The sequence below is a fragment of the Nocardia sp. NPDC051030 genome, assembly GCF_040683015.1.
Taxonomy (GTDB): Bacteria; Actinomycetota; Actinomycetes; order Mycobacteriales; family Mycobacteriaceae; genus Nocardia.
Genome location: NZ_JBFBCD010000005.1, coordinates 548,798 through 569,864, shown reverse-complemented (window position 1 = coordinate 569,864; position 21,067 = coordinate 548,798). Strand labels below are relative to the sequence as shown.

Annotated in this window: 22 protein-coding genes; 12 read left to right on the top strand and 10 right to left on the bottom strand. The window is 67.2% G+C overall.

Features of this window, described 5'->3' with window-relative positions:
* Positions 1–113 precede the first annotated feature (113 nt).
* Positions 114–542 (bottom strand): hypothetical protein, encoded by a 429-nt coding sequence (locus AB0N05_RS20265; protein ID WP_364696082.1) that lies wholly within the window; start codon positions 540–542, stop codon positions 114–116.
* 102 nt (positions 543–644) lie between these two features.
* Between AB0N05_RS20265 and AB0N05_RS20260 the strand changes: the two genes are divergently transcribed.
* The 4 genes from AB0N05_RS20260 to AB0N05_RS20245 all read left to right on the top strand — a co-directional run bounded on the left by AB0N05_RS20260 (position 645) and on the right by AB0N05_RS20245 (position 4,583).
* Positions 645–1,391, top strand: coding sequence for a DUF2470 domain-containing protein (locus tag AB0N05_RS20260; protein WP_364696080.1), 747 nt, complete (start codon positions 645–647; stop codon positions 1,389–1,391).
* Positions 1,392–1,623: 232 nt separating this feature from the next.
* Positions 1,624–2,421 (top strand): CPBP family intramembrane glutamic endopeptidase, encoded by a 798-nt coding sequence (locus tag AB0N05_RS20255; protein ID WP_364696077.1) that lies wholly within the window; start codon positions 1,624–1,626, stop codon positions 2,419–2,421.
* Positions 2,422–2,471: 50 nt separating this feature from the next.
* The gene (locus tag AB0N05_RS20250) at positions 2,472–3,920 is read left to right on the top strand and encodes an LCP family protein (RefSeq protein ID WP_364696074.1); all 1,449 of its coding nucleotides are present in this window, start codon (positions 2,472–2,474) and stop codon (positions 3,918–3,920) included.
* Positions 3,921–4,034: 114 nt separating this feature from the next.
* Entirely contained in the window at positions 4,035–4,583 is a 549-nt protein-coding gene (locus AB0N05_RS20245; RefSeq protein ID WP_364696071.1) for a ferritin, read from the top strand.
* Between the two features lie 335 nt (positions 4,584–4,918).
* Here AB0N05_RS20245 and AB0N05_RS20240 read toward each other — a convergent pair whose 3' ends face one another.
* The 4 genes from AB0N05_RS20240 to AB0N05_RS20225 all read right to left on the bottom strand — a co-directional run bounded on the left by AB0N05_RS20240 (position 4,919) and on the right by AB0N05_RS20225 (position 8,285).
* Positions 4,919–5,833: a DUF5926 family protein gene (locus AB0N05_RS20240; protein WP_364696068.1), complete on the bottom strand. Its 915-nt coding sequence runs from the start codon at positions 5,831–5,833 to the stop codon at positions 4,919–4,921.
* A 171-nt stretch (positions 5,834–6,004) separates the two neighbouring features.
* On the bottom strand, positions 6,005–6,775 hold the full coding sequence (locus AB0N05_RS20235) for a glycerophosphodiester phosphodiesterase (protein WP_364696065.1): 771 nt from the start codon (positions 6,773–6,775) through the stop codon (positions 6,005–6,007).
* Positions 6,772–7,899 carry a DUF4328 domain-containing protein gene (locus AB0N05_RS20230; RefSeq protein WP_364696062.1) on the bottom strand — a complete coding sequence of 376 codons (1,128 nt, stop codon included), beginning with the start codon at positions 7,897–7,899 and terminating at the stop codon, positions 6,772–6,774. Before AB0N05_RS20230 ends, AB0N05_RS20235 begins: the two co-directional genes overlap by 4 nt.
* A gap of 14 nt (positions 7,900–7,913) precedes the next feature.
* On the bottom strand, positions 7,914–8,285 hold the full coding sequence (locus AB0N05_RS20225; RefSeq protein WP_364696059.1) for a rhodanese-like domain-containing protein: 372 nt from the start codon (positions 8,283–8,285) through the stop codon (positions 7,914–7,916).
* 434 nt (positions 8,286–8,719) lie between these two features.
* Between AB0N05_RS20225 and AB0N05_RS20220 the strand changes: the two genes are divergently transcribed.
* From AB0N05_RS20220 to AB0N05_RS20205, 4 genes are all read left to right on the top strand, one after another.
* Entirely contained in the window at positions 8,720–9,331 is a 612-nt protein-coding gene (locus AB0N05_RS20220) for a hypothetical protein (protein WP_364696056.1), read from the top strand.
* A 258-nt stretch (positions 9,332–9,589) separates the two neighbouring features.
* Positions 9,590–10,213, top strand: coding sequence for a superoxide dismutase (locus AB0N05_RS20215; protein ID WP_364696053.1), 624 nt, complete (start codon positions 9,590–9,592; stop codon positions 10,211–10,213).
* Positions 10,214–10,449: 236 nt separating this feature from the next.
* Positions 10,450–10,971 (top strand): peptidase, encoded by a 522-nt coding sequence (locus AB0N05_RS20210; RefSeq protein ID WP_364696050.1) that lies wholly within the window; start codon positions 10,450–10,452, stop codon positions 10,969–10,971.
* A 295-nt stretch (positions 10,972–11,266) separates the two neighbouring features.
* On the top strand, positions 11,267–12,016 hold the full coding sequence (locus tag AB0N05_RS20205) for a TMEM165/GDT1 family protein (protein WP_364696047.1): 750 nt from the start codon (positions 11,267–11,269) through the stop codon (positions 12,014–12,016).
* 7 nt (positions 12,017–12,023) lie between these two features.
* Here AB0N05_RS20205 and AB0N05_RS20200 read toward each other — a convergent pair whose 3' ends face one another.
* Positions 12,024–12,674 (bottom strand): TetR/AcrR family transcriptional regulator, encoded by a 651-nt coding sequence (locus AB0N05_RS20200; protein WP_364696044.1) that lies wholly within the window; start codon positions 12,672–12,674, stop codon positions 12,024–12,026.
* A 27-nt stretch (positions 12,675–12,701) separates the two neighbouring features.
* Positions 12,702–13,646 (bottom strand): SDR family NAD(P)-dependent oxidoreductase, encoded by a 945-nt coding sequence (locus AB0N05_RS20195; protein ID WP_364696041.1) that lies wholly within the window; start codon positions 13,644–13,646, stop codon positions 12,702–12,704.
* 148 nt (positions 13,647–13,794) lie between these two features.
* Here AB0N05_RS20195 and AB0N05_RS20190 point away from each other — a divergent pair, with 148 nt between their 5' ends.
* Complete coding sequence (locus AB0N05_RS20190; RefSeq protein ID WP_364696038.1) at positions 13,795–14,562, top strand: SDR family NAD(P)-dependent oxidoreductase; 768 nt, start codon at positions 13,795–13,797, stop codon at positions 14,560–14,562.
* Positions 14,563–14,716: 154 nt separating this feature from the next.
* Here AB0N05_RS20190 and AB0N05_RS20185 read toward each other — a convergent pair whose 3' ends face one another.
* The 3 genes from AB0N05_RS20185 to AB0N05_RS20175 form a co-directional block, all read right to left on the bottom strand.
* Positions 14,717–14,917, bottom strand: coding sequence for a cold shock domain-containing protein (locus tag AB0N05_RS20185; RefSeq protein WP_364696035.1), 201 nt, complete (start codon positions 14,915–14,917; stop codon positions 14,717–14,719).
* A 284-nt stretch (positions 14,918–15,201) separates the two neighbouring features.
* A complete protein-coding gene (gene htpG, locus AB0N05_RS20180; RefSeq protein ID WP_364696032.1) occupies positions 15,202–17,154 on the bottom strand; it encodes a molecular chaperone HtpG in 1,953 nt (650 codons plus the stop codon).
* An 11-nt stretch (positions 17,155–17,165) separates the two neighbouring features.
* Entirely contained in the window at positions 17,166–18,803 is a 1,638-nt protein-coding gene (locus AB0N05_RS20175) for a TM0106 family RecB-like putative nuclease (RefSeq protein WP_364696029.1), read from the bottom strand.
* 333 nt (positions 18,804–19,136) lie between these two features.
* Between AB0N05_RS20175 and AB0N05_RS20170 the strand changes: the two genes are divergently transcribed.
* From AB0N05_RS20170 to AB0N05_RS20160, 3 genes are read left to right on the top strand one after another with little or no spacing between them, the layout of a single operon-like run.
* Positions 19,137–19,775 (top strand): DUF6474 family protein, encoded by a 639-nt coding sequence (locus AB0N05_RS20170; RefSeq protein WP_364696026.1) that lies wholly within the window; start codon positions 19,137–19,139, stop codon positions 19,773–19,775.
* Positions 19,776–19,785: 10 nt separating this feature from the next.
* Complete coding sequence (locus AB0N05_RS20165) at positions 19,786–20,310, top strand: hypothetical protein (protein WP_364696023.1); 525 nt, start codon at positions 19,786–19,788, stop codon at positions 20,308–20,310.
* A gap of 44 nt (positions 20,311–20,354) precedes the next feature.
* Positions 20,355–21,005, top strand: coding sequence for a YcnI family protein (locus AB0N05_RS20160; RefSeq protein ID WP_364696020.1), 651 nt, complete (start codon positions 20,355–20,357; stop codon positions 21,003–21,005).
* The last annotated feature ends 62 nt before the right edge of the window (positions 21,006–21,067 follow it).

The window sequence follows — 21,067 nt, the reverse complement described above, 5'->3', positions numbered from 1 at the left end:
CCTGCGCCCTTTCCCCCCTACTTTTTTATACACTTACCGTTTTTTGGTGGGTTTCTCTACTTTTTCGGGTTTTTTAAGGCCTGCAACTGTCGAGAAACCCTGCAACTCTCTCGTCAGCGGGGGGTGAGGACGGCGAGGGCGGTGGTCACGGCATCCGGGGTGTCGGATTCGATGGCCAGCAGGACACCGCGGAGGGCTTCCACCGCGGGTTCCTTCAGGCCGGTGAGGAAGGGGATGTCGGGGGTGGTCAGTGCGGCACGGATGTCGAAACCGCAGAGGGCGGCGACGGTGGCGGCGACGAGGGCCAGGGCGCGGTCGCCGGAGTCGGTGCGGGCGATGAAACCGGTGTCGGCGTGCGCGATTCGGACCAGGAATTCGGAGACGGTCTCGTCGTCCACGGCCAGGTCGAGGACCTCTACCGAGCCCGGATCCGCAGTGATGGGCCGGACGAGTCCGTCGGTCAGACCGCGGCCGCCCGGTTTCGAGGGCACGGTCAATTGCATGAAGACCGGTTCGGGAGCGGGGGCGGAGTCATGCGGCACGCCTCAACCGTATGTGAGCCGATGGGTTGCGCTGGATCACACTCTGACTTAGCTTAGGACTCGGACTTAGCTTAGGTTTACCTAATTCGAATGGAGGTGGGTATGACCCACGTGGCCCCGGCCGTCGCACCCCATACCGCCGAACGCGTGCACAGCGCCAGCGCGCACGCCGAGAGCGCGGTACTGGCCCTGCCCGGACTCGACCCGGTCCCCACCTCGGTGCATCTGCTGCGACAGTGCGGGGACATCGTGATCGCGGTGCCCGGCGATTCCACCGCCGCCGGACTCGTCGTCGGCTGCGGCGCCACTGGATCTCCCGCCGTCATCGAACTCACCGACCACGCCCCGCTGCCGCTGCGCGAACCCGTGCGCGCCCTGGTGTGGCTGCGCGGCTGGGTGCACGCCGTCCCCGCCAACTCCCAGCGCGCCCTCGCGACCGCCGTCGCCGAGGACCACCCGCATCCGGCACTCCTGGATGTCGGCCACACCGCCATCCTGCTGCGCCTGGTCGTGGACTCCGCGGTCGTCGCCGACACCTCCGGCGCGGATTCGGTCTCCCGCGAACAACTTCGGGCCGCCCGCCCCGACCCCTTCTGCGCCCTCGAAGGCGCCTGGCTCCAGCATCTCGAGGCCGACCACGCCGACGTCATCGACCGCCTCGCCCGCCTCCTCCCGCCCGACCTCCGCCGCGGCGCCCTCATCCACCCCCTCGCCATCGACCGCTACGGCGTCACCCTCCGCGTCGAAGGCGTCGACGCCGACCACGACATCCGCCTCCCCTTCCTCTCCCCCGCCGACGACATCGAATCCCTCAGCCGCGCAGTCCACACCCTCGCGGGGACTCACTGATCCGCCTCTCCGCGACTTCAGCGCACAGCTGGGGAGCCGCCACCGTCATGCACGCGTGGTGCGGTGGAATTCGCCACCGATTTCGGGCGTACCCCCGGAGTTACCCGGATCTCACGAGATCAGTTGTCACCGTTGGATTTGTGGCGGCTCCGCACGCCGTAGCGGAGGATCGCACCCCCTGACCAGTTGCGCCTGCGATGTCCGGGGCCCAGGGCACGCATAGATTGGCGGAATGTCTTCGGCTGCCGAGTCCTCGCCTATGTGGCCCAAACCTGTGTCGTCCGAGCATGAGCGGCGGGCCATTCGGATCGAGATCGGCGTCGTACTGGTCGTCACCTTCGGGCTGAGTGGTGCGAGTGCCGCGCTGTCACTCCTGGAGAGTGCGCTCTCGCCGGGTGGCGTCGGCGGGCAGACGGTCGCATTGAATCCGTCGCGGGCGGCGCTGTCGACCATTGATCTGCTGTTTCAGCTCTTGAGTGTGGCTCGGCTGCTGGGCTGGGCGGCGCTGGGGCTTTATCTGTTGTGGCGCAGCGGGATCGCGCCGCGCATGATCGGGCTGGCGCGGGGGTTGCGATGGCGCGACGATGTGCTGCCGGGGCTGATTCTGGCGGCGGTGATCGGAATACCGGGGCTGGCACTGTATTTGGTGGCGCACGCATTGGGGGTGAGCGTCACCATCGTGCCGAGTTCGCTGGAGCACTGGTGGCGGTTGCCGGTGCTGGTGCTGTCGGCGTGGGCGAATTCGGCGGCCGAGGAAGTGCTGGTGGTGGCGTGGCTCATCACCCGGCTGCGGCAGCTCGGCTGGACCGAGAATCGGTCGCTGCTCGCATCGGCGCTACTACGTGGCAGCTATCACCTCTATCAAGGCCTGGGCGGGGGGCTCGGAAACCTGGTGATGGGGTTGGTGTTCGGACGATATTGGCAGCGCAGCAGCCGTTTATGGCCCTTGCTGCTGGCCCACGCGCTCATCGATACGGTGGCCTATGTCGGCTACACATTCCTGCGTGGAAAGGTGTCTTGGCTGCCGTAACGCGATCGATATGAACCCCCCGGCGGTTCGAGTCAGTAGAGTTTCCAGTGATGAACGGCGACGACCCCCAGCGATTTGCACGGATGCGCCGGGAGCCGCCGCCGCCTCGGGCCGGTGAGCCCCCGGCTCGTCAGCAACCCCCGCGAGCGAACCCCGCGCAATCCCCGAGGCCGCGTCCGGGCGGCGTCGATCCGACCCGGAAGCTGAACCGTGACGATCCCGGCCCGGCCTTGGCGTGGTCGCAAGCGCCGCCGGTCCGAAATCCGGGCGGCCAGCCACCCAGACCACCGCGCGACCAGGGCAGACCGCCACGCGACCAAGCCGGTCGGCCCCGCAATCCCGTGCCGCCGCAAGGCAATCGGAACCGCGAGGAAACGCCGCTCTACGGTGGCCGCACTCGCGAGGGCGGGCCCCTGACGCACGCCCCGACGCAGCGGCCGGTTCCCTATCGCGAGGCTTCCCCGCCTCCGCCGCCTCCGCCCTCCCTGCCGGGAAAGCGCGGCCGCGGTGATGACGGCCGCCCGCCGCGCGGCGCCCGTCCGAAGAAGAAGCGGCATTGGTTCCGCTGGATTCTCTCGCTGCTGCTGATCCTCGTGCTGCTGCCGATCGGCGCGGCGATCTATGTGGAGACGCATCTGGAGCGCATCGACGCCCTCGCGAACTACTCGGGACGAGTCGGCGACACGCCCGGGACGAATTGGCTTCTGGTCGGTTCGGACAGCCGCGCCGGACTCACCGCGGAGCAGGAGAAGGAACTCACCACCGGTGACGACCAAGGCTCCGAGCGCACCGACACCATCATCCTGGTGCACATTCCGAAGTCCGGACAGCCGACGCTGGTCAGCCTGCCGCGCGACTCGTATGTGAGCATTCCCGGCCACGGCAAGGACAAGCTCAACGCGTCCTTCGCCTTCGGCGGCGCGCAACTGCTGGTGCAGACGGTGGAGATCGCGACCGGCCTGCGCATCGACCATTACGCGCAGATCGGTTTCGGCGGCTTCGCCAATATCGTGGATGCGGTCGGCGGCATCGATATGTGCCTGGACCAGGCCATGGATGATCCCCTCGCCGGGATCGACCTGCCCGCGGGCTGTCAGGAGTTGAACGGTAAGGACGCGCTCGGCTTCGTGCGGTCCCGCGCCTTCGCCCGCGCCGATCTGGATCGCATGCAGAATCAGCGCAAGTTCCTGAGCGCTCTGCTGCAGAAGGTTTCGAGCCCGTGGACGCTGATCAACCCGTTCCGGGTGGTGCCGCTGCTGACGAATTCCACCAAGTCGCTGAAGGTCGACAATGGCGCGCACATCTGGAATCTGGTGTCGCTGGGCCGGGCGCTGAGCGGCGATCCGGTGGCTACCACGGTGCCGGTGGGCGGGTTCGAGGATGTGGACGGCAGCGGCAATGTGCTGCTCTGGGACAAGACCCGGGCCGGACGCTTCTTCGATGCGCTGGCCAATGATCAGCAGATCCCGTCGGACCTGATCACCACGGTCGGCAATTGACGATCAATGCCTCGGCACTGTCTGCAAATTAGGCAATACTTGCCTCAATTAGGCAGTGCTCAATAAGGCTGCACTTGGATGACACGCCAACTGACCAGGGCTAATGTCTTCCGCATGTCCACCCGAACCCAGACCAAGCGCAGCAAGTTCCACGGACTGCTGCAGGATCAGATCCGCAATGAATTCAATGCGGAACACCAGTACATCGCGGTCGCGGTGTGGTTCTCCAATGCGGACCTTCCGGTGCTTGCCAAGTATTTCTTCAAGCAGGCCGTCGAGGAACGCAATCACGCGATGATGATCGCGCAATACCTCCTCGATCAGGACATTGCGGTCGAGATGCCCGGTATCGACGCGGCCAAGTCGGAATTCGCGAATGCCAAGGAGCCGATCGCGCTGGCCCTGAAGCAGGAGCAGACGGTCACCGACCAGATCGTCCAGCTCGCCAAGACCGCCCGTGAAGAGGGCGATTACCAGGGCGAGCAGTTCATGCAGTGGTTCCTGAAGGAGCAGGTCGAAGAGGTCGCGACCATGAAAACCCTTCTCACCGTTGCCGAGCGGGCCAGTGCGAACATGTTCGACCTGGAGAATTTCGTTTCCCGCGAGATGAGTTCTCCGAAGGATGCTTCGGGTTCCCCGCATGCGGCCGGTGGCTCGCTGTAATTCCGGCTGCTGAGTTCGGCGGCGCTGGAAAAGAATGTTCTTCGATCACGACAGGCCCGGTCCCTTGCGCTGGACCGGGCCTGTCGTATCTGCTCGAGCTCTCGGCTACTTGGCGGAGATGCTGCTGAAGAGCGACTTGATCAGCGCGAGAATGGCATCCATGGTTTTCTCCTCATCTATCACCCCTGATCTTTCGGGGGGTGGTGAGAACCTAACCGAGCCGAGGATAGAAATGATGGTTTTTCAGAAAATTCCCCGGTAAAAAATTCGGGCCGTCCACCGGGGGTGTGAATCCACCCGGCGAACGGCCCGTCAGCCCCGATCGGCAGTCCTGATCAGCGCAGTGTGACCTGACGCGAACGCAGTCCGTCGCGGGACCGGCGCTCCTCCGAAGTCAGCGGGGCGTCGTTCTTCAGCGCCGCCGCCAGGCGAGCACCGAATTCGCGTGCCGCGGGCTCCCATTCGGTGGCATGCTTCTCCCGATCCAGGTCGAAGACCGGCACCAGCAAACCGTGCGTGCGGAACGAACCCGCGAAGCGCGAATCCTCACCCAGGTGCAGCTCGCCGGCCGCGTGCAGCCGCGCCAGCGCCAGCATGAGCGCGTCCTCGTCCTCCGGCCGCACCCAGCGCACATGCGCCTTCTCGCCGGCATCCACCCACCAGGCCGCACCGATCGAATCCGCGCCCAGCTCCAGGCGGGCGGACGGCATGATCGCCTGATTGGCCTGCTCGATGGTGGCGGCCACCTGCGGGTCCGGGGTCACGCCCGCGGGCACCCACCAGTTGAAGTCCTGATGCACGGTCAGGTCGAGGCCCGCGCCCGTGTCCAGCACGTCCGTGAGGGTGGTGCCACCGGTACTCGCGGCACTCAGCGATTCGCCCGGCTCGGCGGACTGGGTCCACAGAATCGCGGCGGCCAGATCGGTGGCCGGGTTCGCGCCCTGATGCTGCACCTGCGTGCCGACGAAACCGATCGGCTCATCCCCGGCCCGCACCAGTGCGGCGACCGCACCGGGCAGCACGGTGGCGAGGGTGACCTCGCGCTCGGCGGCGACATTCGGCGACAGCTTCAGCGTCGCGGTCGCGGACGGGACGAACTCCCGTAGTGCGACCAGATCGCATTCGGCGGCCAAACCCTCGAACGGGCGCGTGACGACCTGTGCGGCCTGCTCCTGCGCGGCCCGGCGCTCGGCCAGCTTCTGCGCCCGATTGCTGTCCGGCTTGGGACTGTTCCGCTTGCTCTTACCCATGGAGCAAAAACCTACAGGGTGCGTCCCGCGTCCCCTCGAAGGGCGCGGAGGCAAAGCACCACCCCGTCATTCCGGCGCGAGTTCGGCCGTAGTCCCGGACCCGCCGTGGATCCCGGCCAAAACCACGCCGGAATGCCGAGGGGGGGCTCGGATGCGGCCTGGTGCAGCGGTTTACGCGGCGGTGAGGAGGGCCTTCGTGCGGCCGGGGTGATTCGTCGCCACCCAGCTGACGCCGAGATCCGCGCAGAGGCGGACGTCCTCGGCCTCGTCGACGGTCCAGACGTAGGTGGCGCGGCCCGCGGCGGCGGCCTTGTCGACCAGGTCCGGATGTTCACGCAGGGTGCGGACGCCGGGGCCGATTGCGGTGGCGCCCACCGTGGTTGCCGCGCCGCCGGAGAGGTACAGCGAGGACTCGCCGAGCAGAACGGTCGGGAGCAGCGGCGCGGCGCGGCGGATGCGCCAGACCGCGGTGGCGGCGAAGGACATCACCACGGCGCGGGAGTGGTCGGCGGAGGCGGGGGCCGCGATGCCGTAGCGCTGCAACTCGTTCAGGAGGCTGGTCTCCACCAGCGCGCCATAGCGCACCGGATGCTTGGTCTCGATGAAGAGCTTGGTGGGGCGGCTCTTCCAGTCCAGCACCAGTTCGATGAGCTCGGCGAGGGTGAGCACGGCGGCGGGTTCGCCGCTGTCCATGCCGAAGTCGAGGGCCTTCAATTCGTCGAGGGTCATTTCACTGACCGCGCCGACGCCATTGGAGGTGCGGTCCACGGTGCGGTCGTGCACGCAGACGAGGTGCCCGTCCTTGGTCAGCCGGATATCGCATTCGACACCGTCCGCGCCTTCCTGCAGCGCGAGATCGTATGCGGCGAGGGTGTGTTCGGGTTGCGCCGCCGACGCCCCCCGGTGCGCGACCACGAACGGCGCGCGATTGGCCCGGCTCACTTCGCCAATACCTCCTCATGCTCGGGTTCCGGCGTCGGGCCGGAATCCGCGGTGGCGGATGCCTCATCATTCCCGACGGTCGTGTCGGGCGCGCGTCCGGCAGACTCCGAATGGGTTGCGCCGCCGCCGGGATGCACGGGCGCTATGACCGTGTCGGCGGGAGTGGTGGCCACCACCCAGCGGGTCGCGCTGCGCGCGCGGCCGAGCAGGTCACGACCGTCGAAGGCGCGCACCAGCCAGAGCGTCAGGACCGCGACCGCGGCCGCGGCCAGATCGGTCCACACGGCGAACATCACACCGTCGGCCTGCATTTGCAGCGAGTCCGCGAACCGGTACAGCTGCGCGGCCACCACCATGACGCCATTGAGAACCCAGACACCCCACCAGATCCGCACGACGCGCAGCAGTCGCGGATCACCCTCGCCACCGAAACCGCCGCGCTCGCGCACCGCCTCGGTGAGGAAGACGCCCGGGAACACCAGATTCACTCCGGGAACCAGGCTTCCGAGCGCCAGCTCGCGCAGCGATCGCGGATCCTGTTTCCCGGCACGCGCATACGCGTCCCGGCGGGTATCGGCGAGCCAGCCGACCAGTGCCACCGCGCTCGCCAGCGCCAGCAGCAGCGACGCGATCCCGAATATGTACACGGCCAGATCGGAAATCATCAGCAGCCAAGGCTGAATCAGACGGGTGCGATTGCGCAGCAGAATCCCGTACCGGCCGAGCTCGGCGACGGCGGCCACCAAGAACAGGACACCGGTCGTCATGAGCAGTCGCGGCAGTCGAGCGGTCAGCTCCCGCAAGCGGTTCCGCGGTGCGACGGTCGCCGCGGGCGGCCGATCCTGCAATCCCCAGCGCGGAATCTGTGTGTAGCGCGGCGTTTCCCGGCTCGCCGAACGCCGTTGCGCGCCCCCGGGATGGGAGCGGCGGCCGGGCGGGCGGGCCACCCAGCGATAGTTGCGGCGCTCCGGCGGCGCGTCCACCGGTGCGGGTGAGAGCAGGACGCCGTGGCAGCGGGGGCACCAGTGCAGCGGTTTGCCCTGCACGGCCCAGCGGGCCCCGCAGCGCGCACACGGCTGCACCACCGGCGCGGACGCCGCGCGTCCCGATCGCGAGTCGGCCACTCGTCCCCCCATCACTAGTAGATCTTCGGCTCGTCACCGTCGCCCGCGAGCGGCCGGCCGGACTGCTGCCAGGCCACCATGCCGCCCGTGACGTTCACGGCCTCGAACCCGACCTGGTTCAGGTATTGCACGACCTGGATCGAGCGTCCGCCCTGCCGGCAGATCACGTAAACCTCGGCGTCGATATCCAATTCGTCCATGCGCGCGGGCACATCGATCATGGGGATGTGCACCGCGCCGGGCGCGTGCCCCTGCTGCCATTCGTCGTCTTCGCGGACGTCGAGCAGCAGCGCCGGGGCGGGCTCGGTTGCGGCCCACGGTTCGGCGACATCGAATTCCGCAGGCACGGCGTCGATCGGCACCGAGGGGACATGGGGCATCGTCACGGTTTCGATCCTGCCACGCGGCCGGAAGAGGCGTGGAGTTCTGTCCCGCCCCAGGGGGAATGCGGCGTGGCCGGAGGGTGTCGGAACCGCCGGTCCGTTTCACTCCTCGGAACCCCATCCCGCGCCTTGGTGCGACCGCGCTGTGCGTAGCTCGAATCAAGTTATCCACAAATTCCACAACCTGATCCACAGGTTCAGGGTGGAGGCGCGGGGAGGCGGAGCCGTCGAAACGTCCCTTTGGTAGGTCCGGCCGACCGATCCGGAAGTCCCCTCCAGGTTCCGGAGCGGCCGACTGACAAACCCACCGAGAGCAGGCCTATCTACTCTGACGCCCGCACTGAACGTTCGGTTCCGTTCGGACCCGAAAAAAACGACAACACTACCGAAAAACGGAAATCCTGGGTCCAGCCAGGCAAGATCGGTAGCCTGGCGCTATGACTGTGAGCAGGGGGCTACTCGACGGACTGGACATCGACGGACTCAACACCGCACTCTCCGAGGCGACATGCCTCGGAATAGACGTCGACACGGCGGCCGCGACAATACGGCTGGAACTCGACGTCCTCACCCTTCCCGTCGACGGCCCGCCGCCGGACGACTGCGACGTATACCTGACTCTCACCGGGGTCACCCGCGTCGCGGCCTCACTGCGCCGGCAATGCTGGGACGACGTGGAGCCGAGCGTGCTCCCGCTGACCCTCGACGGCATGCACGACGCCGTCAATAGTTTCGGCGGCGGCGCACTGCACGGCTGGGAATTCTTCGACCTCGCCGACAGCTCCTGGACGCAATGGCGCAAGCTACTCAGCTTCGACACCACCCTCGGCGACGGCGAGGCCGGGCATCTGATGGAGTTCTCTCAGGAGGAAGGCGTCGACCCGCGCGAACTCGATGTGCGGGTGTGGTTCTCGGGCATCACCGTCACCGGCAAGCAGGGCAATGACATTCCGCTCGAGGAGTTCATCGCGGGCGGTGTGCGCTGGTGGAAGGCCCACGACGCGGGTGACCCGCGCACCATGCGGCCGAATATCGTGCCCCCGCTGTAGGCGGGGAAAAATATATGAAAAGGGCCGCGTCCCCGAGGTTCTCGGGGACGCGGCCGATTGCTGTACAGCGGGCGGTGCTGATCTCGCCCACTGCCAGGGGGTTGCGATCACCCGTAGCCCAAGGGTTGAGACGGCCCGATAGGTCGCGGAATGTGGGGGCAAGAAGCCCGGTTGCAGGGAAGCGGGTGTACGAATGATGGTTGAGTGTGCGCGGGATACACCGTGCGCATACGGCCCAGACACTGAGGAAGGGACATCGTGGCTGAGTACACGCTGCCAGAACTGGATTACGACTACAGCGCCCTGGAACCGTTCATCTCCGGGCAGATCAACGAGATCCACCACACCAAGCACCACGCCGCCTACGTCGCCGGCGCCAATGCCGCGCTGGAGAAGCTGGAAGCCGCGCGCGAGTCCGGCGACCACGCCGCCATCTTCCTGAACGAGAAGAACCTGGCCTTCCACCTGGGCGGCCACGTCAACCACTCGATCTGGTGGAAGAGCCTGTCCGCCGACGGTGGCGACAAGCCGGAGAGCGACCTGGGCGCCGCGATCGACGACCAGTTCGGTTCGTTCGACAAGTTCGTCGCGCAGTTCTCCGCGGCCGCCAATGGCCTGCAGGGCTCCGGCTGGGCCTGGCTGGGCTACGACACCCTGGGCGGCAAGCTGCTCACCTTCCAGCTGACCGATCAGCAGGGCAATGTGCCGCTGGGCATCATCCCGCTGCTGGGCCTGGACATGTGGGAGCACGCCTTCTACCTCCAGTACAAGAACGTCAAGGCCGACTACGTGAAGGCGTTCTGGAACGTCGTCAACTGGGCCGAGGTGCAGGACCGCTTCGCGCGCGCCGTCACCCAGGGCAAGGGCTTGATCTTCGGCTGAGTCTGAAGACTTCGGGCGACACGCCCGGGCAATTTGGGTCCGCAAACCAGTCTGGTTTGCGGGCCCTTCTGCGTTTCCGGTTGTTTTCCGGGGGTTTCGCGTAGGCAAATTGTTGCGGATCGGGCCGGATTGGCAGTCTCTGGTACTTGTGTGCCAGTCCGTTTTGGGGGGATCCTCGAGATCCCAATAGGTAGGACGGGCATAGCCGCCCCCGGTCAGATTTCGGGAGGCACACGATGAGTGAGCTGATCGGTGTGACGCCGTTTCAGGCGCACGGTGCGCTGCGTGGGTTCGTGATTTCGGGCCGGTGGCCGGATTCCACCAAGGAATGGGCGCAGCTGCTGGTGTTCGCGGTGCGGGTGGCGGGGGTGCCGGGGTTATTGCCGACCACGACGGTATTCGGGGCGCGGGAGGAATTGCCGCAGGATCCGGAGCCGGACATGGTGGGGCTCGTCATTGCGGAGGGGACGGTGCTCGGCGAGGAAGCCTTGCAGCCCGGGAGGTTTGCCGAACATGTGCCACCCGCCCTGATCATGTTGCATCCGCCGCGTGAGACGCGGCCTTCGCTGCCCGAATGCTCGGGTGCGGCCTCCGGCTGCCTGCTCCTGCCGGGACTGCCGCATCTGGGTCTGGAACATCGCGCGGCATGGGTGGAAACCGATGGCGACGGCGTGCTGACCTCGATGGTGAGCCGGGTCGGCGTGGATCCGATCAGTGATCCCGACACCGCGGTTCTGGCCATGCTGCTGGCCGCGTAAGGGTTCCCGAAACCTTGCGGCAGCGCGCCCAAACTTATTGTGCGCATTGCGATTTGGGCTACACGAGTTTGCGAGTGCCGGGTTTGCCGGAGTAGTATGGTCGGGAGCGAAGGGGAGTAGCCCCCAATCGCGCAGTCGACATACTGGTCCTTCCCGGATCCGGCTGCGTGAACCGGACAGCTTCCGGTGGGCGAGACCTTCGGCCGATGAAAACCAAACCGTTTTTACCGGTGCGGTGTCGGCTGAAGCGCCCCCGCATTCAGCCGACAGGCCGGAACCCTGGGAGCTGACGAACTTGATCACCACACTTTTGCTGACCTTCGGCGTGCTGTTCCTCGCCGAACTCGGCGACAAATCTCAACTCATGGCGCTGACCTTCGCGCTGCGCTACCGCTGGTGGATCGTGCTGGCGGGCATCACCGTCGCGAGCTTCGCGGTGAACCTGATCGCGGTGGGCGTCGGCCACTTCCTCGGCGCGGCCCTGCCGACCGAGGTCATCGCACTCTTCGCAGCCGCCACCCTGATCGGCGTCGGCCTGTGGACCCTGCGCGAGACGCTGCCCGGCCGCACCGCCGCGGACGACACCGAAGCCGATGCCCCGCAGCCGAAGTCGCGCTCCGCATTCCTGATGGTGTTGTCCGCGTTCCTGCTGGCCGAACTCGGCGACCGCACCATGTTCGCCACCATGGCCCTGGCCACCAAGCACGGCTGGTTCGCGGTGTGGATCGGCGCGTCGGCGGGCATGGTCGCCGCCGGCGGCCTCGCCATTCTGGTGGGAGTCACGGTGGGCAAGCACATTCCGGAACGCCTGATCGCGGTCTGCTCGGGCCTGCTGTTCCTCTACTTCGGCGCGATGACGGTGCTGGACGCGTTCGCTCCCGACCTCGGGACCCTGCTGATCGCCGTCCTCTCGGCCGCCGCGCCCGCCCTCGCCGGGGCCGTCCTTCTGCTGCTGCGCCGCCGGGCCGCCCGGCGACCCGAGATTGTGGCGCAGGCGAATCCGGAACCACTGCCGGATATCGCGGTGCGAGAGCGGACCGTCTGACCCCGTGTCAGTCGTCCGTCGCGCCGCCGCCGAAGAGTCCGCCACTGCGACGCACCAGGCCTAGGAGAGGTTCGCGCAGCGAGCGCAGGCCGTCCATATCGCCGACCGCGATCCGGCTGGTGACCATGGCGCTGAGCGCGGCCACCAGGGTCTGGCAGGCGAAGCGCTGCTCCTCGGTATCGGCGTCGAGAATGTCGGCGACCATGGCCACGAAGGTTTCCTGCATCTGCGTGCGGCGCGCGATGGCCTCCGGGCCGACCGCGTACACCTCGACCAGGAAGAGCCGGGCGTAAGCGGGGGCGGCGGCCAGGGCATCGAGGTAGGCGGTGAGGACGCGTTCCATGCGCTCGGTATGGGTTTCGCCCTCGATCTCGGCCCCGGTGACCGCGAGGATTCCCGCGAGCAGCAGTTCCACCGCGCGCTCATAGGCGGCGTCGAAGCAGTCCTCCTTGGAACGGAACTGCTCGTAGAAGGTTTCGCGGGAGACGCCCGCGCGTTTGATGACGGCCGCGACGGGTGTCCCGACATAACCGTTTTCGGCCATCGCCTCCGCCATGGCCAGCAGAATCCGGTCGCGCTGGGCGGCGACGACGGTCTCCCGCGGCAGACCGTGGCGGCCGCGAGGCAGCTGACGAGCGGTGACGGCCTGATCGGGCATGCGGTGACTCCGTGGTGCCGGGGATGGTTAAGCGGGCTCACTCATTCTGCTCGGTCCCAGCCGATTCGGCCGGGCGGGCTGATCGGTGGTGAATTCCACCCGTTCGGTGCGGGCGATCTCGAGGCCGGAGGCGACGCCATCGCGCAAGGAGTATTCGACCAGACGCTGCCCGATTCCGCGGAACCGCAACGCCATTCCCACCCAATACGGCGAGAAGACGCGGCGCTTGCGGCGGCCGAGGGCGTGTTCGAGCGCGTCGATGGCCGGGCCGAGCGGCGCGATCCCGGACACCGTGGAGCGGCCGAGCATGCTGCGCGCCGCCTCGGTGCCGAAACCGCGGCTGGTCATATCGGTATCGAGTTCGGCGAAATAGGCCATGCCGACCCGGGCTCCGGTGTGCCGCAACTCTATTCGCAGGGTTTCACCGAGGGCTTCGACGGCGGCCTTGGAGGCGCTGTAGGCCCCGGCCAAGGGCAGGTGGATGGCCGCGGCCAGCGAGGACACCACCAGCAGGTAGCCGCCCGGATGCGCGATATGCGGCCCGGCGGCGCGCAGCGTGTAGTAGACGCCGAGCACATTGACGGTGAGGGTTTCCTCGAGAATGGTCGGATCGCCGCCGATCAGGGGCAGTTGCCGGGCGATACCGGCATTGGCGACCACGGCGTCGAGACCGCCGAGTTCCGCGGCGAGGGAGTTCACGACTCGCTGCACCTGGGCGGGATCGCCGATATCGCAGTAGCGCCAGGGCGCGTCGCCGCAATCGGCCGCCACCTCGGCGAGTAGGCCCTCTTCGATGCCCATGAGCGCGACATAGGCACCGCGCGAATGCAATTGGCGGGCGAGCGCGGCGCCGAGGCCGCGCGCCGCGCCGGTCACGAGAATGCGTTTTCCGGCGACCCTCGGGGCCGGATGGAAGAGACTGCGCCGCTGCGAGGGGGCCGACGGCGCCCCCTCCCTGCGCCTGGGGTTCATGGCATCGACGGTACCACTCGGCGAACAGTCATGTTCGCAAACTTCGATACAACCCGACCCCTCGTCAACCGCTCACCGGGCCCCGTTAGGGTGCTATTGACGGAGGGCCAGTGAGAGGGCCGTCCACGTTCGAGAGGACCACATCACCGTGGAGATTTCCGGCTCCGCCGCCATCGTCACCGGAGGTGCGTCCGGTCTGGGCGCCGCCACCGCGAAGCGCCTCGCCGATGCCGGCGCCACCGTGTTCGGCCTGGATCTGCAGCAGTCGATCGAGCGCGCCGGGGACAGCGTCCCCGCGGGCGTCACCCTGATCCCGACCGATGTCACCAGCGGTGACGAGGTCGCGGCCGCGGTCGCCAAGGTCGTCGAGTCCGGCGTGCCGCTGCGCATCGTCGTCAACTGCGCCGGCGTGGGCTGGGCGGGACGCATCCTGTCCAAGAACGGCCCGCACGATCTCGAGCTGTTCCGCACGGTCATCACCGTGAACCTGCTCGGTTCCTTCAATGTCATGCGCCTCGCGGCCGACGCCATCTCCAAGACCGAGCCGGTCGACGAGTACGGCCAGCGCGGCGTCATCATCAACACCGCCTCCGTGGCGGCGTTCGAGGGCCAGATCGGTCAGATCGCCTACTCCGCCTCCAAGGGCGGCGTCGCGGGCATGACCATTCCGGCCGCGCGTGACCTGGCGCAGTTCGGCATTCGCGTCAACACCATCGCCCCCGGCATCATCGACACCCCGATGCTCGCCGGTGTCACCGAGGAGTACCGCAAGGGCCTCGAGGCGGGCGTCCCGTTCCCGTCGCGCCTGGGCCGCCCGGACGAGTACGCGCAGCTCGCGCAGTACATCACCGAGCACGACTACCTGAACGGCGAGACCATCCGCATGGACGGCGCTCTCCGCATGGCGCCGCGCTAACGCTAGGTTTTGGGGGTTTCACCCCCAAACCCCCGCAAGGGAATTCGGAGGCAGGCCCCCGGACCCCCAAGCAAACAGCAAGGCCCGCACTGGAACCCAGTGCGGGCCTTGTCTTATGAAGTGAAGAATCCCGTGGGGGCAACCCCACTCCGCCTCAGTGCGGGCGGACTGCCGCGGCCTGGGGGCCCTTCTTGCCTTCGGTGATTTCGAAGCTCACGGCCTGGCCCTCTTCGAGCTGGCGGTAGCCGTTGCCTTCGATTTCCGAGTAGTGAACGAACACGTCGGGGCCGCCCTCATGAGAAATGAAGCCGTAGCCCTTCTCGGCGTTGAACCACTTGACGGTGCCCTGAACCATTACCTTCTCCTGACGAGGGAGTCATCACGGCCGCCACGGTCGCGGCGACCGGGTCGATCAGAAGGCGGCTTGCAACTTGCCTGGCAAGAGAAGCAACACCCGCACGATGTTCAGCGCGAGCATGTAATACACGATTGCGAAAAACTTACGACCAAGACGTACAACGTACGCCGCGGGGAGGAGTTCCCGGTATGGGCGCGTTTATAGCCCGGGTCACATTCATCCCATGTCCGATATGACCGATTCCCGCCCCTCCCGAAACGAGGGGCGGGAATACCGCCAGGTCAGAGCGTACGCGTCAACCGGTCAGCCAGGATACGGGCGAATGCCGCCGGATCCTTCAGCTCGCCACCCTCGGCGAGAACGGCTGTGCCGTAGAGCAATTCGGCAGTTTCGGCCAGTTCAGCGGGCTTGTCGGCCTCGTCCTTCACCGCCGCGAAGGCATCCCGGAGACCGGTCACCAGCGGATGCGACGGGTTCAGCTCGAGAATCCGCTTGGAGTCCGGAAGCTGTTGTCCCGACGCGCGATACATGCGCTCCAGCATCGGCGTGAAGTCGTAGACATCGCCCACGATGCAGGCCGGTGAGGTGGTGAGCCGGTTGGTCAGGCGCACCTCCTTGACGCTCGCCTCCAGGGTCTCGCGCAGCCAGCCGGTGAGGTCGGCGAAGTCCTTCTCCTGCTGCTCGCGCAGCGCCTCGGACTCCTTCTTCTCGTCCTCGGTCTCCAGATCCACCTCGCCCTTGGCAATGGACTGGAACGGCTTGCCGTCGAACTCCGGCACCGACCCGACCCACATCTCGTCGACCGGATCGGTCAGCACCAGCACCTCGAGGCCCTTGGCGGCAAGGGCTTCCATATGCGGGGAGTTCTCGATCTGCTGCCGGGATTCGCCGGTCATGTAGTAGATGGCCTGCTGGCCCTCCTGCATGCGCTCGACGTATCCGGCGAGGGTGGTCTGTTCGTCGGCCGCGTGCGTGGACGCGAAAGACGAGACCTGCAGGATGGTTTCGCGATTGTCCGGGTCGGAGAGCAAGCCCTCCTTGACGACTCGGCCGAATTCACGCCAGAACGTCTGGTACTTCTCCTGATCCTCGGCCTTCTGCAGGTCCTTGACCGTGGAGAGCACCTTGCGCACCAGGCGCTTGCGGATCGCCCGGATCTGCCGGTCCTGCTGCAGGATCTCACGGGACACATTGAGCGACAGGTCCTGTGCGTCCACCACGCCCTTGACGAAGCGCAGGTACTCCGGCATCAGCTCTTCGCAGTTGTCCATGATGAACACGCGCCGCACATACAGCTGCACGCCGCGCTTGTGCTCACGGGTCATCAGGTCGAACGGTGCGTGCGAGGGCAGGAACAGCAGTGCCTGATACTCGAAGGTGCCCTCGGCCTTCATCGGGATGATTTCGAGGGGATCGTCCCAGGCGTGCGAGACGTGCTTGTAGAACTCCTTGTACTCCTCCTCGGACACCTCGCTCTTGGGGCGGGTCCACAGGGCCTTCTGGGAGTTCAGGGTCTGCGTCTCGATGAGGGTCTTCTCGGTCTTGTCCTCACCCTCACCGTCCATGACGGTGCGTTCCACATCCATGCGGATGGGCCAGGCGATGAAGTCCGAGTACTTCTTGACGATGTCGCGGAGCTTCCACTCCAGCGTGTAGTCGTACAGCGCGTCGTCATCGTCGGCGGGCTTCAGATGCAGCGAGACCGCGGTGCCCTGCGGCGCGTCGGCGAGCTCCTCGATCGTGTAGCTGGAACTACCCGCCTCGGATTCCCAACGGGTGCCCGTGGTTTCGCCCGCCTTGCGGGTGGTGAGCGTGACCTTGTCGGCCACCATGAAGGTCGAGTAGAAGCCGATGCCGAACTGGCCGATGAGCTCCTCGGCGGCCTGATCGGGCTTGGCTTCCATGAGCTGCTTGCGCAGCTGGGCGGTGCCGGACTTGGCGAGGGTGCCGATCAGATCCACCACTTCGGCGCGGGACATGCCGATGCCATTGTCGCGGATGGTGAGGACCCGGTTATCCCGGTCCACCTCGAGATCGATGTGCAGGTCCGAGATGTCGGCCTGCAAATCCTTGTCCCGGAACGACTCCATGCGCAGCTTGTCCAGCGCGTCGGAGGCATTCGAGATCAGTTCACGGAGGAAGGTGTCCTTGTTCGAGTAGACCGAGTGGATCATCAGCTCCAGGAGCTGATGGGTTTCGGCCTGAAACTCCAGGTGTTCGATGTTGTCGGTCACGCCTCGCGATATTACCGACGGGCGAAATCGGCGATGCCCGGAACCTGCGCATCGGCCCGATCGGTCATCCAGTCCCGCAGCGTCTTGGTGGCCAGCACATCGTCCTCGTTGTATTCGAGAATGCGGGTGCGCTGCGACATATCCGGTTCGCCGCCATCGAAGCCGACACCCAGCCGGTACCAGGCCATGGACGCCTCGCCACCGGCCTCCGCGTCCCGCCAGTGGAATCCGGCAACGGGGGCGATCTTCTTGAGCCCCTTGCCGTTCGGGCAGATGAACTGGTCGGAGACGGCCTGGAACATGTCCACCCACTGCGGGCCGTCGACGAACTGCTGGATCTGCTTCTCGGTCGGGATACCCGGCATTCCGGCGAAGCGGCGGGCCGACTCGTACAGCCACTTGTCTTCCGCGGTGCGCGAATAGCAGTAGGCGGCAAAGGATTTCCCGGCCGCCGCGGCGTCGGCGCGGACCTGCATGAGCCAGTTCCAGAATTCGGCGAAGGAGCGGCCCTCGTCCTCGGTGGGCAGCGGATCCCAGGTGACGAACGGGCGGTACACGCCGTCCAGGAGGGTTCCCCACAGGTATGCGCCGTGCTCCTGGAAGCTCTCCAGGTCCACGTCCACTTCGACGTCGGCGCGCGTCACCCGGACATGCTCGACGCGGCGGACGAGGGGTGCGCCGGTGGCCCAGGCACGGGCGGTGACCACGGTTTCGGTGAACGGCTCGTACTGCCAGTCCTCGGGATCCTCGCCGGTCCAGGCGGCCAGATCGTCGATGGTCTCGACACCGTGGCGGCGCAGCACCTCGGCGCGCGAGCCGGGCGCCACCAGAGACACATCGCGCTGTTCGATCAGCCACTTCTCGCAGCTCTTGCCGCCCTCTTCGGGGGCGCGGGTCCACCACGGGCACTGGCGGCACTCCGGCACCTTGGACGGGACGGTCGGCAATTCGCCGCGCACCACGGAGATGCGTTCGGCGTAGCGGCGGTCGTAGTCGTCCAGGACCGGGCCCAGGTCGTGCACCAGAATGCGGTCGAAGTGGTAGCCGATCGCGCCACCGACCAGGGCCGGACTGGCCAGACCATGCCGCTGCAACATGCGGTACAGGTGCGCGAGGCGCTGCTGATCGCGCGGCTGCGGGCGGGTGCGGACATGCTTGTCGGGCTTGGGAGCCCATTCGTACAGGCCGGTGGTGAGCGGGTGATAGTCGGACGGGCCGGGCTGGCGCGGATCACTCACCTTGTGATTGACCACGACCACCGGGATGTATCCGCCGCGATCGCCGTCGTGCCACAGGATTTCGCAGCCGCCGCGCCGCCCGGTATCGGATTCCTGCGGCAGCAGCCCGCCCCAGATGCGTTCCGCGCCCGCCTCCATGGCGGCGATGGTGGCCGCGGCGCGCTGGGCCGCGGTCTGCTTCGGATCGATCACCGTCCAGGCGTCCGGATCGGCCGTGACCAGCGTGTCCCGCACATTCAGCCGATGCGCCGCGGCGGCCTCCCGCCGCTGCTGAACGCCGGCGTCCTCGGCGACTCCGGTCAACACCTGCGGATGGGTGGCGTCCAGAAGAAGCCGGTGCCGGCACCCGATCAGCGCACGCGCGTCCAGAAACGCGGCCCGCTCGCCATGGTCACCGATGCCCGAATACACGCCCGTAAGTATGGCCTCCCACCCCGACACTGTGTTTGTTCGGCCTCCGCTTCGCTCCGGCGGTTCGCGGCGCCCGAAGTCTCGGTTCTTCCCTCCCTCCGCTCCTCCGCTGCGCTCCCCCGCTCCACTCAGTCCAGAACCAAGACGCGCCGCGAACATTGGGGTCTGCCCAAAAACGCACGGCGCTCGCTGAGGGGGGATACCCAATGGGCACGGCGCTCGCAGAGTGGGATGTCTACCCGATAAGGTGAGCGCAAACTGTGTTTCATGGGCGGACAGGCATTTCCCCCGGCCCTGTGCTGCCATGGCGAACCAGCATGACGGAGGCCATCAATGGGGTTGTTCACCAAGCGCAAGAAGCGGGTCAGCCGCCGAGCCGAGGCGAAAGCCCTCAAACATAAGGCCGGCATGGAGGCCAAGCTCGGTGCGCGCAATGAGCGCAAGAAGGACCGGGCCGACAATCGCACCCAGCGCAAGGTCGCGAAGGCGGAGATCTCCAAGTTGCAGGCCGAGGAGAAGGCCGCGCTGAAGCTGGCCGCCAAGGCCGAGCGCGACCCGTTCACCGCCGCCCAGGTGCGCAAGTATCTGGGTGTGGCCCGGGTGCTGCTGCCGGTGCTGGCGCCGCTCGCCTACCGCGCCGCCACCTTCGTGCGCGCGCAGCTCGACCATCGCCGCGCCCAGCAGCTCGGCATCGGCGTGAACCAGCTCGGCGAATTCGCCGGTCCCGGAGCGAAACTCCAGGCCCGCGTCGCGAACGTGGAGACCACGCTGAGCGAACTGGAGACCAAGTCCCAGGACAACGACACCAAGAAGTTCGCCGTCGCTACCCGCGACCGGCTGGACAGCCTGTCGGCCGCCATCCGCACCGCCGCGCAGATGCCGGTGCAGCGCCGGCGCGCCGTGCACGCGTCGATCTCCAACGAGCTGTCCGGCATCGAGGCGGATGTGCTCGCACGCCTCGGCGTGAACTGAGCCGAACCCCATGCACCGCCGGACCGGCGACCGTCGGCACAGCCGCCTGCGCGGCTGCCTGGCGGGCGTCACCCTGGCGGTGCTGGCGGTCGGCGCACACGGGGCGGCGGGCGGCGGAATACCCGGATCATCCGGCCTGACTTTGCTTCTCGTGGTCGCCGCGGCGATCGGGGCCGTGGCCGCCACGCTCCGCTCCCCCGTCACCCTGCCCGCACTCATGGCCGTGGGCCAGCCCGCCTGCCATATCGCTCTGAGCGGGCTGGCGCAGCACGGGCATTCCGCGGCAAGGGATTTCGTGGCGGATGGCGTGATGGCCACGGCGCACACCGTGGCCACGCTGGTCTTCGCCTTTCTGATTCTGGTCGCCGAGCGGCTGTACGAGCTTGTCTCGCAGACGATTCGAGCCCTGGTCGCCCCTCCCACCGGTCTTCCGGTGCGGACCGGCGGCGGGCGCTGGACTCGATTCGTCGCGACGGCGCCCGAACTTCTGACCGCGGGTGCGCTCGGGGCGCGCGCCCCACCGGTCGCGGCGTGATCTCACCTCACCCGTAACCCTGTGTCAGAAAAGGCAATCCACTCATGAAGACCTCCATTTCGCGTGCGCTCGGCACGGCTGTCACGGCCGCGAGCCTCACGCTGCTGGGCGCGGGCATCGCCTCCGCCCACGTGACCGTCGACGCCCCCGGCGCGAGCCAGGGCGGCTATGCGGTCGCCACCTTCAAGGTGCCGAACGAGTCGGACACCGCCACCACCACCAAGGTCACCGTGGCCGTCCCGAATTTGAAGAGCGCACGCACCGAACCGATTCCGGGCTGGACCGCCAAGGCCGACAAGAACGATCAGGGCCAGGTCACCGCGGTCACCTGGACCGCCGATCCGGGCAATCCGGGTGTGGGACAGGGCCAGTTCCAGCGTTTCGCGCTCTCGCTGGGCCCGCTGCCCAAGCAGGACACGGTGAGCTTCAATGCCACCCAGACCTACAGCGACGGCAAGGTCGTCACCTGGGATCAGAAGGAGAACGCGGACGGCACCGAGCCGGAGCATCCGGCCCCGACCCTGCACCTGGCCGCCAAGGGCGACGGCGATGACGATCACGCCACCACCACCGAGGCCAAGGACTCCAGCGACACCGACAACACCGCCCGCTGGCTGGGCGGCATCGGCCTGGCCCTGGGCGCACTCGGTGCGGCACTGGGTCTGGGCAGCGTCATCCGGGGGCGGCGCGCATGAGCGGTCAAGCCCGGAGGCGTCGCTCCACCACCCTGCGCTTGCGAAGCGTCACCACGCAGGGC